This window comes from Phormidesmis priestleyi ULC007, from assembly GCF_001895925.1.
Taxonomy (GTDB): Bacteria; Cyanobacteriota; Cyanobacteriia; order Leptolyngbyales; family Leptolyngbyaceae; genus Phormidesmis_A; species Phormidesmis_A priestleyi_A.
Genome location: NZ_MPPI01000014.1, coordinates 77,350 through 93,394, shown reverse-complemented (window position 1 = coordinate 93,394; position 16,045 = coordinate 77,350). Strand labels below are relative to the sequence as shown.

Below are 16,045 nucleotides of genomic sequence, written 5' to 3'. Positions count from 1 at the left end.
ATCCGGGAACGCCCCCTAAATCCCCCAATTCTGGGGGACTTTGAACTCCGGTTCCCCCAGAATTGGGGGTTAGGGGGCGAGATCGCAGGATGGTTTACGTCGAGAATTTTATTCATGCAGGAGGTCTATTGTTGCCTAACTAAACTCTGCTTTAACTGCGATCGTAAATGCTCCAAGCTCCGCGCAGGATCTTTGCAACTGAGCGCCTGACAGACCAAACCGACGACTCCTTCAGGCAAGTTCGCCTCTAGTGCAAAAACGGCAGTCGGTAGGTATTGAGTTTCTAGTAAAGCAATCTGATCAGCGCTCGATCGCACTAACGTGCAGTTGCGAAGCCAATCTAACGCCACAAATAAACTAGGACAAGCTGTGGGCGACTCCTGCATAATGCTGCCAAATGCCTGCAACGTTTGTTCAGCTTTGTCGAAGTAATCGAGATCTTTAGTGAGCAGGGCAAAACGGACAAGATTGGCGATCGCCACCCCATTTGCCGCAGGAGTCGCATTATCGACATAACTCCGCTCTCGCACCAATAAATCTCGACTCGCATCCTTGGCAGTGTTGTAATAGCCGCCCATTTCGATACTCCACAGAAACTCGTCAAACTCTGCTTGAACTCGAATTGCTTGCTCTAACCAGTCGGTTTGATTTTCGGGTGCGGCTGGTCGGATGCTGCGAGTCACTTGATGCAAATCCAACAACGCTTTGATGAACAGCGCATAGTCTTCAGATTGTGCCAACACTTCTACATTACCTTCATAATTCACGCGATGAAAGCGTCCATCAATCCACTGATTTTGCAAGATAAAATCGGCTGCTTGACTCGCCAATTCCAAATACTCCAATTCTCGAAACACGGCATACGATCGCGCCAAGCCAGAAATCATCAGGCTATTCCAGGCGACGATCATTTTAGTATCAGTCACCGCTGGAATGCGACCTGACCAAGCAGTCGTTTTAGCTTCTTGATTGTTTCGAGCGGGGGGAAAAGTAGTTAACTCATCCGCAGAGGCACCATAGCGGAGCAGAAATAGTTTAGCGATCGCCCCTTCCACGCAATCCGAAAGTTTGCCAGAATGCCGACGCTGAAGAACGTTTAGCCTTTCAAAATTCCCTTTTTCGGTGACGGTGAATTGTCCACTTAGTTCAGTCAATTCTTCAACAGAGAGTGCGGTCTGAAGCTCGTCAAAACTCCACACATAAAACGCGCCTTCTTCGGGTTCTGCCTCGTCAGAAGTGGTGAAACTATCCGCATCTTGAGCCGCGTAAAAATAGCCTTGAGGGGCCGTCATTTCGCGTTTGAGCCACTGCACGGTCAGGGATATCGATCGCTCAAAAGCTGGCTCCTCAACTCCCATTCCCCACAGATTCGCGAGATACTCCACAATCTGCCCATTGTCGTAGAGCATTTTCTCAAAGTGAGGCACCGTCCAAGTCGGGTCAACCGTGTAGCGATGAAAGCCGCCGCCTACATGGTCAAAAATTCCGCCAAGCGCTAAATCTAAGCCGCGTTGAGTGGTCAATTCTCTCGCGTCGTAGCGTGATTCCCCATTAAATCGAACCATCCGCAGCGCTGCTTCTGAGTAGGGAATCATCGGAAAACTGGGTCCGGGTGCTTTTGAGGAGAGAACCCCGGCGCTCGATTCTAAGCCCTCTTTTAGTAGACCTGCGCCCAAGTCTGAAGCAGGTTGCAGCGCCACAGAATTTTGTAGATTATTCAGAATTTCGGCTTTGATGCCATCGAGTTTGCCTTTTTCAGAATCGTAGTAGTGACGGATGGCTTGAAGCACCTGCAAGAAGCCAGGTCGCCCATAGCGAGGGTCTACCGGAAAATAAGTCCCGCCGTAAAAGGGCACCAAATCGTCGGGTGCGAGAAAGATGTTAAGCGGCCAGCCTCCTTGACCCACCATCATTTGCAGCGCTTGCATATAAATGCTGTCCAGGTCGGGACGTTCTTCTCGATCGACCTTGATCGGCAAAAAGTTGGCATTCATATACTCGGCGATCGTCGGATCTGAAAACGCCTCGCCTTCCATGACAGTGCACCAGTGACAGCTAGAATAACCAACCGAAAGAAAAATCGGTTTATCATTTCGCCTCGCCGTTTCTAGCGCTTCATCACACCAAGTCCACCACTCGATCGGGTTTTCGGCGTGTTTGCGAAGGTAGAGACTCTGGGCTTGGGCAAGGCGATTCGTCATGGCAGCGACTAAAACTCTATGACGATGAGTTTATCGCGGATTAGTTAAGGCACTCTCTTTCAAGGGCTACTATGTACACACAAGTCTTTGTTGCTGCGTTCTAGTCCTTTCAGCCCCCTAAATCCCCCATTCTGGGGGACTTTAAGCCCAAACCTCCGATTCAAAGTCCCCCATTTTGGGGGATTTAGGGGGCGAAGATCTCAGCAATGACCAATCGAGAGACTTGTGTGAACACAGTAGCTGTCAAGGGTGAGTTAGCCGTACGATCAGTCTTGCTCGTTAACTCGTTAGAATAGAAAAAATTATCAAGGACAGGAAGACTCCATGATTCCTACCGTTATTGAAACGTCGGGTAGAGGCGAACGCGCCTTTGATATTTACTCTCGTCTACTGCGAGAGCGAATCATCTTTATGGGATCTGAGATCAACGCTGAGGTGGCAAACCTGGTCGTCGCTCAACTGCTTTTCCTCGACTCTGAAGACCCCGAAAAAGACATCTACCTCTATGTCAACTCACCGGGCGGATCTGTCTCGGCAGGGATGGGCATCTACGACACGATTAAGCAAATCCGTCCTGATGTCTGCACCATTTGCGTCGGTTTTGCCGCTAGCATGGGCGCATTTTTGCTCAGTGCGGGCACCAAAGGCAAGCGCATGAGCCTGCCTCACTCGCGGATCATGATTCACCAGCCCCTCGGCGGTGCCCAAGGTCAAGCCACTGACATCGAAATTCAGGCGCGAGAGATTCTCTACATTAAGCAGCGCTTAAACGAGATTTTGGCAGACAACACGGGCAAACCGTTAGAGCAGATTCAAGAAGACACCGAACGCGACTTCTTTATGTCTGCCGAAGAAGCCAGAGACTACGGACTGATTGATCAAGTCATCGATCGTCGCCCCTCGGCACTCAGACCCGCAGTTGTGAAATAGAAAAATCAATCAAACCATCATTGGTAGAGACGTGAAATTTCACGTCTCTACTCTTTTGTAGACGATTAGAACGGAATTTGACTCAGCGAAGGCTGTCCTTTTGAGGGAAGCGCTTTCAAGTAGTGCAAGAACTCTAGCAACTCGTCTTCTGTCAGCTCGGCACGGGTTTTCTTGCTGTAGGTTTTTTGCAGATAGGTGCTGCCTTGCTTTTTAGTCCAGCCAATGCGTTCGATCTCAGTGCCGATTTGAGCGATCGCGTCTGAGAGGTCGATCGGGTCGCTAGAAAATTCCACATCAGGAACACTGACTTTCACCGCCTCCATTTCTTGAGGCGCGATCGTCTCTTCAGGCAAATCTGCTTCAACATCCTGGCTGTAATCATATTCAGCCTCAGCAGGGGCTTGCACCGCTTCGGGCAGGTCTAACCCAGGGAATGTAGAGAGGAAGTCGTCTGAGCCGCTACTCACGGATGCGGGCTTCTCAGAAAACTCTTTTTTCTCACCGCCCCTGATGGCTTTAGGAGGCGCAATCTCTTCAATCTCCTGGCTCTCAAACGTTGGAAGTTTAGCATCTTTCAGCGCATTTAACGACGCAGCCGAAAACTCTGGCTCTCTCGGAGCCTCTGTCACTAGCTGCGCCTGAACTCCGTAAGCAGAAGGAACCGTCGGCGCAATGCCCAACACCTCCATCGCCCGGATTCTGGCGCAATCTTCGGCGATTTCAATCCGATCGGCGGCAGCCATTCCCGTTGCTAAAATGGCATTCCCAACCTGCACCAAGGCGCGCACCACAAACTGTCCGTCGTGAATCTGCACGAGTTCAGAAGTCAGCGCCCCAGTTGGATATTGACTGCGGAGTTGAGCAAACAGGCTGTGACTCGTGGATTGGGTCGGCGCACCCGCGCTTAAGGGCGATTCGCGAACGGCAAACAGCGAAGCAGGAGTCAGATCATCAGACATGGCAAAACGAGAATTGTTCAGCGTGAGATGGGTTGCATTCATGTTCATTCTAGGAAGTGGTAGGGAAAGCAGTACTTTTACAGATGACTGCCTACTGGCAATCTACCGCAAGAGTGACGATCGTGGCTGACTCAATCTGAAACAGTCTAAAATCAGAGAATATATCAGACTTTGAGCGTTTCGTCATTGAAATCATCCAAAAGGTTTTTCACGATACCAGCACTCCTCTCGCCTAGTTGCTATAGTTAAACGCTCTAAGATATAGAACTTTAATACAGCCAAATACTCAGAAATGTATAAATCTGTGTCTTTAGAAGGTCAAGAACCGCTCCGCATCAACTTTGAGCGACAACTCAAGCGCATCCAGCGAGATGTCTTGCGAATGGGTGCCCTGGTTGAAAGTTCTTGCAATATGGCACGACAGGCATTGTTTGAGGGAGATTTGGAGGCACCCGACCAGATTATCTTTCAAGATAAGCAAATCGATCGCCTCTATAAACAAATCGAGATAGATTGCGTCAACTTGATCGCCCTGCAATCTCCGGTCGCTCAAGATCTGCGGCTTCTCAGCGCTCTGATGCAGCTAGTGCGCGACTTAGAGAGAATTGGCGACTATGCTAAAAACCTGGGAGAAGTGGCGGTGCGGTTGTTTCCCTATCCCGTTTCTCCTTACATGGGGCAAGTGCGACTGATGTTCGATCGCTGTCGCGCCATGTTAGCAATGAGTCTGGTGTCTCTATCGAATCTCGATGCCGCATCTGGGCTAGAAGTACGCGATAAAGACGATGCGGTCGATTTAGATTATGAAACTCTTTACACGCTGCTGACTCAGCAATCTGATGTGCCAGGAGTCGTCGAACCGATCGTGCTGCTAGTTCTCCTAATTCGTCATTTAGAACGCATGGCTGACCACGCGACAAATATTGGTAAGCGAGTCGCCTATATTGTCACCGGGCAACGCTGATCGTCTAGCTAAAATTAATTCACACGCCGTCTAGATCAAATGGTATTGGTCACCGATTCCTAATGTCATTTTTATAGGAATTTTGCCAACCCGTTACCTTTCATGACAAGATTGAAAGGCAACCCACTTTTAGAACCTTTAAGCAACGATCGTAGGAATGACCTTTAGGTCAGCTTAGAGTGATTAAGATTGCGGTTGAGCTACCTGGTTTAAGACATTCGATAAGACCATCCGGTAAGCGTTTGGAAGATGAGTTTTAGAGAGTGACTTTGGGCAACTAAGCAGACGGTAGCGTTACGTCAAGTTCAACCTTTGAGAGATTTAGAGGTTGAAACTGCATTGCTTACAGACTCCCAACTGTTGAAATGGGAAAACTTACAGGCTGGTGCCGTTTGACCTTCGCGTTAGACGGGGTTAATACAAGCGCTGTGACGTGACAACGCATCAAACGACAGAACGAAGACATACGAGGACATATCGCTGCATGGAATTCTCGATCGCCGACCTACTGGCAAATTTTATAGATGACAAACTAGTTGCACCGAAGGCTCTAGAGAAAAAGTTAGAGTGCTATGACGAAGCCAGTCTTCGGAAGCTGCAAATCGCGATCGATGCCTTAGAAAAGGTGGGCATCTTGGTCAAAGAGCGGGGCAAGTATCGTCGGGTTGCAGAAGAGAGCGTGGTCGAAGGAAGACTGCGCTGTTCGAGCAAGGGCTTTTGTTTCGCGATTCAAGATATAGAAGGCTCGGAAGATATTTACATTCGCGAAAGTCAACTCAGCCATGCCTGGAACGGCGATCGTGTGCTAGTCCGCGTCACCAAAGAAGGCAGTCGCCGCCGCAGCCCTGAAGGAGAAGTTCGGCTGATTTTAGAGCGCTCAAACCCCTCAGTGTTAGCGCGGATCAAAAAAGCAGAAACGGGTGATTTTCGGGCAGTGCCTTTAGACGATCGCTTGCTGTTTGAGCTAAGTCTACATGAGAACGGCAAAGCGCTAGAGGACGCGATCGATCATCTCGTTCACGTCGAGGTAGAGCGCTATCCGCTAGGGCAGCACGCCCCGCTGGGAAAAGTTGCCAAAATTCTCGGCACCGATTCAGAAGCGGCAGATGTAGATATTGTTTGCTGCAAGCATGACTTGCCTCGCGGCTTCTCTGAGGCAGTATTAACCGCCGCTAAAGGACTGTCTAACAAAATTACCAAAGTCGAACTCAAAAAGCGCTTAGACCTGCGCGAGTTGACCACGCTCACCATTAAATCTCACGCGACTGACAGCGCTGACGATGCCATTACCCTCGATCGCACAGAAGACGGGCACTGGCAGTTAGGCATTCACATCGCTGACGTGGCTCACTATGTCGAAGCGGGTTCTGCATTAGACCGAGAGGCGCAAAAGCGGGGAGTTTCAGTCTATTTAGGTGATCTGGTGTTGCCGATGTTGCCAGAGCAAATCACCGATCAGCTCTGCTCACTTCAAACCGAGAAAGACCGTCTCGCGATCTCCGTTTTGCTGATTTTGAATGATCAGGGACAGGTTGTCGAGTTTGAGATTCAGCCCAGCGTCATTCAGGTTAACTATCAACTCAGCTATCAGCAAGCAGAACTCATTCTGGCAAATCAGCACACTGAAGAGGTGAAAGCCTTTGAGCCTGTGTTTGCGATGATGACTCAACTCGATGCGCTCAGTCATGCGATCAAAGAGCAACGCCGTCAGCGAGGGGCGTTTGAACTGAACCTGCCAGAAAAGATTTTTGCGCGATCGGACGGGTCAGAATCGCCTGAAGAAGTTGGTAAATACACGTTCAGCAAATTTCACTACGACGATGAGGGCGCTCTGGGTGCGGTGGTCGTGTCTTCAACGCTACCGATTCACTCGATGATTGTGGAGTTGATGCTGCTGGCAAATCAAACCGTTGCCACACACCTGCAATCCTTAGAGATTCCAGCGGTCTATCGCGTTCACCCTACGCCTGACCCTGATGACGTGCAGGAGTTGATCAAACTCGCGGTGAGCATGGGCATCGAACTCAAGCTAGAACAGGAAGATGTCGTTCGCGCTCAAGATTACCAAAATTTCACTCATAAGTTCGCTGAATCTGACTCTGAGCGAGTTTTGACCTATTTGCTGCTGTCTACGCTCAAGCCTGCTTTTTATAGCACCACGCCAAAATCACACTTTGGTCTGGCGTTAGAGCAGGGCTATACTCACTTTACGTCTCCGGTGCGCCGCTACCCTGATTTGTTGGTGCATCGGGCACTTCACGCGCTGTTTGAAGAAGGACGCGATCGTCGCTCAACTCGCGCCAAAGAAAGCGTCAACCTGCGCCACAGTTCGGCTCACGGTCAAGTCACCTGGAATGTGTTGCCCCCCGAAATTCAGCAGGAGCTAGAAAATCACTTTAGCGCCGTAGTGGTTCATCTGAGTGAGCGAGAAAAACTTGCCCAAGATGCCGAAAACGATTTAGAAGGGCTGAAAAAAGCCGAACTGATGAAAGAACGCACGGGTGAAGTCTTTCACGGTCTGATCACAGGAGTGCAGTCCTACGGTCTGTTTGTGGAGATTGAAGAACTGCTCGTTGAAGGACTGGTGCACGTCAGTTCTCTCAAAGATGATTGGTATGAATTCCGTTCTCGTCAGCAAACGCTGGTGGGGCGCAAAAACCGCAAACAATATCGGTTGGGCGATCGCATCGAAGTTCAAGTGAAGAGCGTCGATTACTATCGTCAGCAAATTGACCTAATTGCCGTCGGTGGTGGCAGCGAAGCGACCGAAGAAGACCTGGCAAATGAAGATGCTCTGCCCGACCAGGAGTTTGAGGGTGAGGAATAACGAAGCCTCTCGTCCCCTAATTTTAGGGATCTCAGGCGCTTCTGGGCTAATCTATGCAGTTCGGGCGCTGAAGTTTTTGCTAGAGGCAGATTACCCGATCGAACTGGTTGCTACCAAATCGACTTATCTCGTGTGGCAAGCCGAAGAAGGCATCCGAATGCCGCCAGAACCGATGCAGCAAGAAAAGTTTTGGCGGCAGCAGTGCGGAGTCGAAGCTGGGGGCAAACTCACCTGCCATCCTTGGGGAGATGTAGGTGCCAACATTGCCAGTGGCTCATTTCGGACGATCGGGATGCTGATTATGCCGTGCAGCATGAGCACCGTGGGCAAGCTAGCGGCGGGACTCAGTTCTGATTTATTAGAACGAGCGGCTGACGTGCAGCTAAAAGAAGGTCGCAAACTGGTGATCGTCCCTCGCGAAACGCCCTTAAGTTTGATTCACCTCCGCAATCTAACGGCGCTTGCAGAAGCCGGAACTCGCATTGTTCCTGCCATTCCTGCCTGGTATCACAACCCCAAAACCATTGAGGACTTAGTTGATTTTGTGGTCGCCCGCGCCTTAGATCAGCTAGACATTGATTGTGTGCCGCTCGATCGCTGGAAAGAAGGATAGGATCAGATTTGAATAAACTTCCTCTTTGTCAAAGATGCCGATCATTCGTCTGATACTACTGCTCGGAATTGCAGCAACTCTGCTCCTCTTTGCGTTGCAAAACTGGACTCCCTCCATGCAGTTAGTATTTTTGGGAATACGATCGCCCGCTTTTCCATTAGCCTTGTGGGTTTTGGGCGCGATCGCGGCAGGCATTCTCACCGCCTTGGTGATTGCGGGGCTTTTCCGCTTGACGGGGTTCACAGCACAGCGACAGGTTCGAGGACGCAAACCCGCATCGTTTGCTCAAAATCCTGCTAATCGCTATGCTTACCAGGCTCCTAAAGAAACCGAACCCGCCCAAACTCGTACCGCTTGGCAAGCAAAGCCGCCATCTGCATCAGTTAAACAAGACGAAGACGGCTCTGATTGGGAAGACGACGCTTCAGATTGGTTTGATGACGAGGCAGACGATCGCCCCAAAAATTGGGAGCCAGACACTCGACGACGAACAGATTATCAGGCAGAGGCTCGATCGGATTCTAGTACCGAAAAACCTGAATCAGTTGTAGACGCTGACTTTCGGGTAATCGTGCCACCTTATCGCAATCTTGACCGAAACCCAACTGAAGACGATTTCGACAAGTAGCCGATTCCATTTGTGTACGGGCATGGCACTGCCGTGCCCATTATTATTGCAAGCAACCGACATTATTAATCCACGATCGACTATCTAGTTTTCGAGGGTAGTCTCCAAATTCTTTCCAGGCTTTCAACTTTATTGCGCTGGAGAACTTTGCGGTAACTACGATGCTGTTTATAGACCGCGCATCCTAATACAGGCGTTCCGAGTAGGAAAATTGCTAGCACTCCTAAAAAAACTTGCTGGCTTGCAGCATCGCTATTATCCGTCTGCGGCTGGCTATCTTGATTTAAATTGGGTTGTCCAACTGAGGCTATAGCTTCTTGGGCAGGAATAGTTGCGATCGCTCTTGTCGTAGTCATGGAAAGTCCGAGGCTGAGAAAAGAGATAACAAGTAAACGCGAAATCATGATCGCTCTCCGACTGATCTTTGGTTTTCCACAAACTAGCCTGGATAAGTTAAGAAATCATCACTGGAATTCAGTATTTATTGCTACTTTATGAGCTTAATTTTTGATTAAAGTTTCTTAATTTTCGTGAATACAGATTTTGCCAAACTTCATCCCAGCGAAACCGCTTAACGCTAGTGTGGAGATGGAAGTCTAGTCAGGTTAATTAGGAGCATTTCTTGTTAAAAGGCGTTAATCTTTACCTCATCGGCATGATGGGAGCCGGGAAGACCACGATCGGGCGCTTGCTAGCACAGCACCTTAGCTACCGATTTTTTGACACCGATGCCGTGATTGAGCAAGCAGCTACACAAACCATTACACAAATTTTTGCTGAATCTGGAGAAGCCGCTTTTCGGCAGCTAGAGACTCAGGTTTTAGCTCAGTTATCGCCCTACACTCAACTCGTGATCGCTACGGGTGGCGGAATTGTTCTCAAGCGCGAAAACTGGAGCTATTTAAGACACGGGGTTGTAGTGTGGCTTGACGTTCCGATCGAGCAACTGCATCAACGTCTTCAGCAGGATACAAGCCGTCCAATTCTTCAAGATCAAAAGGCCAATCTCAAGGAAAAACTGCAAGCACTCTCAGACCAACGCCAGTCACTCTATGCTCAAGCAGATTTGCGGATTACCGTGATGCCTGACGAGTCAGCTACCCAGGTTGCTGCAAGAGTTATGGACGCGATCGCTCAAAAATGTCAGGAAAAATCACAGATCAACGAGCGCCTCAGACTGATGAATCAAGAGACTCCTTATCAGATCGAACCTTAGAAAATCAGCGAACCGAAGGCAGTGTGAATTCGGGAGAGCTACCTAAATCCACCAAATTGGGGAACCTCAAGCCAAAGTTTTCGGTTCAAAGTCCCTCAGAATGGGGGATTTAGGGGGTAGAAGCCGCGACGTGACGAAGCGAAAAAACTTGTCGAACTGACGCTAAATCACATCATCATCTAACGCGGAAGGAATGCCCAACACAGTGCAGGGAAACGCTTTTCCTAATTGCTGCACTAAAGGATGCTGGGCAGATTCACAGCCCAAAATTAGCAAAGATGCTGATTCAGCTTGAACGACGCTCCTTAACTCTTCGTCAACCGAGCCAAAGCGAAGATGAGTTTTAAGAGAACCGCGCCACTCATCGGCTAAACAGCGAGCTTGCCAGAGAATCCGATCGGCGCGTTCAAACACATCTGCCATGCCCATCTCAAGATTAGAACTGCCTTGCTCATTAAAGTCGGGCAACTCTGCCAGTGCTGTTCCGGGACGAACGAGATCGTTAGAAGCCAGACAAAGGCGGTCAAGCGAGTCTTGCGGGTCTCGTGCCCATCGCTGCATTGAATCGATCGTGCCAGCAAAAGCAGATCGCTTCTGACTCGATCGGTTATCGACAACATAGACCACTTGAACAGTGACCTGTTTTCCGGTTGCTAACCGGGTTTGGTGAGCAATCCATAATGTCAGGTCGAGCGCGGTTTGACTGCGGGGAGAACTCGAATAACCCACAACCAAATTAATTTCTTGATCAGAACTGGTCTGGAGCAAGTGTGCCTGTGGTAAAAGCACCATTTTATTCACTAAGTCACTGCGACCTAGCGTGCTTTGAAGACGCACCAGCATGGATAGGATATTCACGGTAAAAACCTCTCAGGATCAGGGTTTGCGAGAGGTGGGTCAGGGTTTTTGCCCCTAGCGGTTCTTGAGTAAGCGACGCTAGGAAATCAACCAGGAGACCCCAATGACTGCTGCTCATAAAAGCGCGAGCCTTGGGCACTCCTCCCATTGCCGACGGAGTTAGCTGACGGGCTAAGACTGGAAGGTGTCTCTCTCAAGCTCTCTGAGATTCGCCCCAAAATAAGGTTGGTTCCTCCGCTTTGAATGGAATAATCGACCCGATTAAACAGGTCAACCTTGCATTCAGATTAGGCTACCCACTCGAATGACGTACACAACTGTGAAATTACCAGCTAGTATAGACTGGCACAAAACTCTTCAGTGACTAATCTACGATAGCTGATTCGTAAATCTCTGATACTTTGAAGACAAAATCACAGGTGAATTTGGTTTGTCATCGATCTTTGACCAATCTAACAAACTCCAGAATTATAACAGTATCGATTAGCTCTCTGGACGTTCCCTTAGAAATGTATATGAAATCACAAAAATAGTTTCTAACTAGCACTTCTAGCAGAGGGTTGACGAAGCACTCAAGTTTGATATCTCTCTAAAGATAGAATTTGTAACTTCAATTTCTTATAGTTTTAATAAAGCTGTGCAGAGTCTCGCACCTTTAGTGAGTTTAAGAGACTCTACATAAATTTTTGTAGATTAACAGAGTTGAGAATCGGCAGTGGTTTCTAACATTTTCTTATACAGACGGGTCGTTCTTGCGGATCTTTGAAACTTACCTAGAAGTTCTAGATAGGCAAAGGGAATCACGATCGGCCAAAAGAGTGTTGCGATCGCAATCACCACGATCGAAAGGCGCTTTTCACTTTTGGTTAGACTTAAATCTTCCCGAAAGAAACCGAGCCAATTTATGAACAAAATCGGCATTAAGAGACTGTAAAAGGCGACGAATAATAGTAAGAGTGGCTGCATTGCAACAACGCTCCTTGATAAACTTTTTGACTCACTGAGGGTGCACGTTTTTCTAGCTGGTGGTCTTCTAGCTCATAAATCCAGCCCGAACCTGAGCCGAAACGCTCTCTCTATCAAACCAGTCATTAGGTAGGATTCCATGAGCGTGAATACCGAAGCAGCAGGGACGATGTTTCAGGAACAAGTAGTTCTACGTACCGATCAAGGGGATCTGTAGCTGTGGGCTGCACCCAAAAACAAGCTCTGCTCGGTCTGTTCGGAGACTTACAAAGACAAAGCTTTAGCTCCTCATTATTTACAGTACATCTGCATTTTAACTTGCTCTAAAATCTCCTAATTAGAGAAAATAATGCTGCAAGAGTGCTTAACTTTACTATCTAATCCTGGGATCAGCCGTCAGTCGTCTAGCCATTGGAAGAGTGAAGTGTGACAGATGACCTATGCCTTGTTAAACAATAACCACACTCCAGCTAAGGCAACGGCAACGCCCAAAACGGCTCTGAGACTGACTTTTTCACCCATCCATAGCGCGATCGGCAGAATAAAAAGCGGGCTGGTATTAGTGAGTGCTTGTGCCACTCCGGTGGCTGCATATTTGAGAGAGATCTGCTGTAACCAAATTCCTAAGTAAGTGCTGATGAAGGCAGTTCCGGCAACAGTGACGAACAAGCGCTGAGATGACAGAGGTTTAAATAGTTTCTCTCTGGGCGGCCGAATGAAGACCCACATCAGTAGCACGATCGTGCCTCCTATCAGCCGAATTAGCGTACTCAAAAGTGGATCGATGTCAGTTCCACTTAAAGCGGCTCTTGAAAGCACTGCCCCGATCGATTGCCCCAGTGCGGCCAGAAAACCAAACCCAAGACCTCGCAGGGGACGGAAATGAGTTTGAGCAGATTCAGGAACCCGTTCAGCCACTACCCAAAACACGCCAGTTAGGGTAAGTCCGATTCCCCACCAGGCAACTGAGGAGAGATGTTCTTGCAAAAATAGCATTGCGAGCAAGGCAGACAGCGAAGGCGCTAGCGTTTCGAGTAACAGCGTTCGTCTCGCCCCGATGCAGTTAAGCGCATTAAAGTAAGCCGTGTCTCCGAAGCCAATTCCTAAGATTCCGCTTAGGAGCAACAGACCCCAATGGGACGCGCTAATCGAGGGTATGAGTTGCCCACGCAAAAGCAGCGTCAAGACAATGAGGACGATCGCAATCCATCCCTTTGTCAAGTTAAGAATTAGGGGAGAAAGTTGCCGTCCGACTTTGCTGTAAATCACAGAAGCACTTGCCCAGATCAGGGCAGCACTAAGAGCCGCAAACTCTCCTTTGAATAGGAAGATGAACGAAAAAAAATCGAGAGGCATGAGCGACGATCGCGATTCACAAAAGTCAACCCTAACGCCTTTTATCTCAGTCGCTAAAGCAGTTGGGTAGTTGGTTGGAGGACTACGATCGAGTTAGCGTAAAAAGTTTTAGCGGTGAGATTACAGAAATGTTTAGATCATGGCTGTTTTGCATCCCGACCGCTAGAGTAAAAAGTGATTCAAACCGCAATAACATTCCAGGAGCGAATGCATGGCACACGCACAGCAAGGTGACAAAGTTCGAGTTCACTATACAGGCAAGTTAGATGATGGCACCGTGTTTGATTCGTCTACTGAGGGCGAACCCTTAGAGTTTACGATCGGAGAAGGAAATATTATTCCCGGTTTTGAGATAGCCGTGGTGGGAATGAGTCCGGGTGATTCTAAAACAGAGACGATTCCGATCGAGCAGGCTTACGGCCCACATCGAGAAGAAATGGTGCTGGTGGTCGATCGTGCCCAAATGCCAGCCGAGTTAGCCCCAGAAGTGGGGCAACAACTCCAAATTCAGCAGCCTTCAGGGGAAGCAATTCCAGTTGTGATTACAGACATTTCTGACTCAGAAGTTACACTCGATGCCAATCACCCTCTGGCTGGAGAAGATTTAGTCTTTGAAATTCAACTGGTTGAGATTGCTTGACATCCAGGCTTATGCAACTTTAACGAGGCTTTGCAGGTCGTGATCTACGAAACCGCAAAGCCAATTTTTTTAACAAATTTCCGTAATTGATTTATATCAAACTGAAGACGATCGCTAGACAGAAACTCGTTTATATTGCTTTCTGTAACAGATAAGGATCAGCAAAGATTGTTGTATTCTTGGGTGATCTTACTCATCTGCTATGGGGTATGCTACACAAGGATTTGACAGGCTCAGACCCCAGATCTTAGCTGCCCGATAGCCTCTCGACGTTTGACAAGGCTGCTTGTGCATGGTTTCTATCTATATGGATTCGTTAATCGTTAAAAAATTATGAGGAAGGGACTGCTGCACAAGCCCATCGTTGTTTTTGGTTCTATTGTTGACAAGGTTATCTTCACCCATGTGGTAGTGATCGGGTTGCCGACTATCGTCTACTACTGCATCTTGAAGGGTGGATGGAACTTGCTCCCCCTACACCTCCTCATCCCGATTCTCTATTTTGTGACTTCGGTGGTGGTGATTGGTGAGGCAATGTCAACGGCGATCGCCTACTCGTCTCCGCGCAAACAAAAGCCCAAACTAGGGGTACTGCAACGTTTTTTGCGGATGCCGCGCACTTACGCAATGCAAAGGAATGACCTATCTGAGCCAAATCGTCCGCTACCGAAATGCTCGCTGATTGTGGTGGCTTATTTGCCTAACGAGCAGCACATCATTCTCAGCACTCTCAAATATATTCTCAATCACGTCGATCGCCCTGATGCGGGGCTAGAAGTGATTTTGGCTTACAACAGCCCCATGCGGCTACCCGTTGAAGATGAGCTAGAACGGTTGGCAGAGCGGCATCCAGAGCTACGGCTGCTTCCGGTTGAAGAAAGCCGCTCTAAAGCAGAAAACCTGAATGCCGCGCTAAAAATCGTGACGGGTGAAGTGACGGGCATTTTAGATGCTGACCATCGCCCTAACGCTGACTGTTTTCATCGGGCTTGGGGTTGGCTTGCTAGCAATCGCTATGCGGTGGTGCAGGGTCGAAATGTGATTCGCAATAGCCGCAATAATTTTCTGACGCGGATGATCGCGGTGGAATTTGAGTGTATGTATGGGGTCAGTCACCCGGCCAAGTCGCTGTTAGCCGACACGGGGATGTTTTGTGGCTCAAATGGCTATTGGCGAACGGCGGTGCTGAGACGGATTCGCTTCTCGCCCACGATGATGACTGAGGATATCGATGCGACGCTGCGGACTTTGCTCAGAGGGCACAATATCGTCCACGATCCAGAAATTATCACGACAGAGCTGGCTCCGATCGACCTGCGATCGTTCTGGTTTCAGCGCAAGCGTTGGGCACAGGGTTGGCTAGAAGTCACGCTCAAACATCAGCTTCCTCTGCTGCGGTCTCACAAGCTGGATGGCTGGCAAAAAACCTATTGGTCAATGCTGCTGATGTACAGTGCGGTGTTTCATTTTGTGGCGCTGCAAATCTTTCCAATGCTGTTTAGCTTGGCGCTGACTCACACAGAGCCGCCCGCGATTTCGCAAGAATATGTTTGGGCAACGACAGTGTTGACGCTGCTGAGTGGCCCCTGTCAAACGCTGGTGGCATGGCAAATCAGAAATAAAGTCGTGAAGAATCCGTTTCGAGATTTTATTCTCTACTGCTTGTTTATCCCGTTTTATTGTGTGTTTAAGAACGTGATCGCTATCATCGCCATTTATGATCACTTGTTAGGAAACACTGAATGGGTGGTGACACGTCGGGGGCTTAGAGAAGCTGTGCCGACGGCGGCTTCAAGTCGTGCAGTTTTACGCAAAGCTAGCTGAGGATCGTGAATTAATTATGTTGGTTGCTTGCAATAATAATGGGCACGGCAGTGCCATGCCCGT

At 48.9% G+C, this 16,045-nt stretch carries 12 protein-coding genes, 2 pseudogenes and 1 riboswitch; of the genes and pseudogenes, 8 read left to right on the top strand and 6 right to left on the bottom strand.

Going from position 1 to position 16,045, the window contains the following annotated elements; all coding sequences use genetic code 11:
- Positions 1-125: 125 nt before the first annotated feature.
- Positions 126-2,201, bottom strand: a complete 2,076-nt coding sequence (locus tag BRW63_RS14430) for a thioredoxin domain-containing protein (protein ID WP_073072252.1) — start codon at positions 2,199-2,201, stop codon at positions 126-128.
- A 312-nt stretch (positions 2,202-2,513) separates the two neighbouring features.
- Here BRW63_RS14430 and clpP point away from each other — a divergent pair.
- A pseudogene (clpP, locus tag BRW63_RS14425) lies at positions 2,514-3,131 on the top strand (ATP-dependent Clp endopeptidase proteolytic subunit ClpP); the annotation flags it as partial.
- 65 nt (positions 3,132-3,196) lie between these two features.
- On the opposite strand, the gene BRW63_RS14420 reads toward clpP, so the two are convergent.
- Positions 3,197-4,132: a hypothetical protein gene (locus BRW63_RS14420; RefSeq protein WP_073072248.1), complete on the bottom strand. Its 936-nt coding sequence runs from the start codon at positions 4,130-4,132 to the stop codon at positions 3,197-3,199.
- Between the two features lie 250 nt (positions 4,133-4,382).
- Between BRW63_RS14420 and phoU the strand changes: the two genes are divergently transcribed.
- The 4 genes from phoU to BRW63_RS14400 all read left to right on the top strand — a co-directional run bounded on the left by phoU (position 4,383) and on the right by BRW63_RS14400 (position 9,122).
- Positions 4,383-5,054 (top strand): phosphate signaling complex protein PhoU, encoded by a 672-nt coding sequence (gene phoU, locus BRW63_RS14415; RefSeq protein ID WP_073072246.1) that lies wholly within the window; start codon positions 4,383-4,385, stop codon positions 5,052-5,054.
- Positions 5,055-5,538: 484 nt separating this feature from the next.
- Positions 5,539-7,881, top strand: coding sequence for a ribonuclease R family protein (locus tag BRW63_RS14410; protein ID WP_073072244.1), 2,343 nt, complete (start codon positions 5,539-5,541; stop codon positions 7,879-7,881).
- The gene (locus BRW63_RS14405) at positions 7,871-8,494 is read left to right on the top strand and encodes a flavin prenyltransferase UbiX (protein WP_073072243.1); all 624 of its coding nucleotides are present in this window, start codon (positions 7,871-7,873) and stop codon (positions 8,492-8,494) included. Before BRW63_RS14410 ends, BRW63_RS14405 begins: the two co-directional genes overlap by 11 nt.
- 115 nt (positions 8,495-8,609) lie before the next feature.
- Positions 8,610-9,122 carry a hypothetical protein gene (locus tag BRW63_RS14400; protein WP_143162052.1) on the top strand — a complete coding sequence of 171 codons (513 nt, stop codon included), beginning with the start codon at positions 8,610-8,612 and terminating at the stop codon, positions 9,120-9,122.
- Between the two features lie 80 nt (positions 9,123-9,202).
- On the opposite strand, the gene BRW63_RS14395 is transcribed toward BRW63_RS14400, so the two are convergent.
- Positions 9,203-9,526, bottom strand: coding sequence for a hypothetical protein (locus BRW63_RS14395; RefSeq protein ID WP_073072240.1), 324 nt, complete (start codon positions 9,524-9,526; stop codon positions 9,203-9,205).
- A gap of 218 nt (positions 9,527-9,744) precedes the next feature.
- Between BRW63_RS14395 and BRW63_RS14390 the strand changes: the two genes are divergently transcribed.
- Complete coding sequence (locus tag BRW63_RS14390) at positions 9,745-10,338, top strand: shikimate kinase (RefSeq protein ID WP_073072238.1); 594 nt, start codon at positions 9,745-9,747, stop codon at positions 10,336-10,338.
- Between the two features lie 162 nt (positions 10,339-10,500).
- On the opposite strand, the gene BRW63_RS14385 is transcribed toward BRW63_RS14390, so the two are convergent.
- The 3 genes from BRW63_RS14385 to BRW63_RS14375 all read right to left on the bottom strand — a co-directional run bounded on the left by BRW63_RS14385 (position 10,501) and on the right by BRW63_RS14375 (position 13,518).
- Positions 10,501-11,196, bottom strand: a complete 696-nt coding sequence (locus BRW63_RS14385; protein ID WP_223257386.1) for a universal stress protein — start codon at positions 11,194-11,196, stop codon at positions 10,501-10,503.
- A 136-nt stretch (positions 11,197-11,332) separates the two neighbouring features.
- Positions 11,333-11,464: riboswitch (cyclic di-AMP (ydaO/yuaA leader) on the bottom strand.
- A gap of 425 nt (positions 11,465-11,889) precedes the next feature.
- Positions 11,890-12,162 (bottom strand): hypothetical protein, encoded by a 273-nt coding sequence (locus tag BRW63_RS14380; protein WP_073072234.1) that lies wholly within the window; start codon positions 12,160-12,162, stop codon positions 11,890-11,892.
- 438 nt (positions 12,163-12,600) lie between these two features.
- A complete protein-coding gene (locus BRW63_RS14375) occupies positions 12,601-13,518 on the bottom strand; it encodes a DMT family transporter (protein WP_073072232.1) in 918 nt (305 codons plus the stop codon).
- A 232-nt stretch (positions 13,519-13,750) separates the two neighbouring features.
- On the opposite strand from BRW63_RS14375, the pseudogene BRW63_RS14370 reads away from it, so the two are divergent.
- Both BRW63_RS14370 and BRW63_RS14365 read left to right on the top strand, forming a co-directional pair.
- A pseudogene (locus tag BRW63_RS14370) lies at positions 13,751-14,158 on the top strand (FKBP-type peptidyl-prolyl cis-trans isomerase); the annotation flags it as partial.
- A gap of 333 nt (positions 14,159-14,491) precedes the next feature.
- Positions 14,492-15,982: a glycosyltransferase gene (locus BRW63_RS14365; protein ID WP_073072228.1), complete on the top strand. Its 1,491-nt coding sequence runs from the start codon at positions 14,492-14,494 to the stop codon at positions 15,980-15,982.
- Positions 15,983-16,045 lie beyond the last annotated feature (63 nt).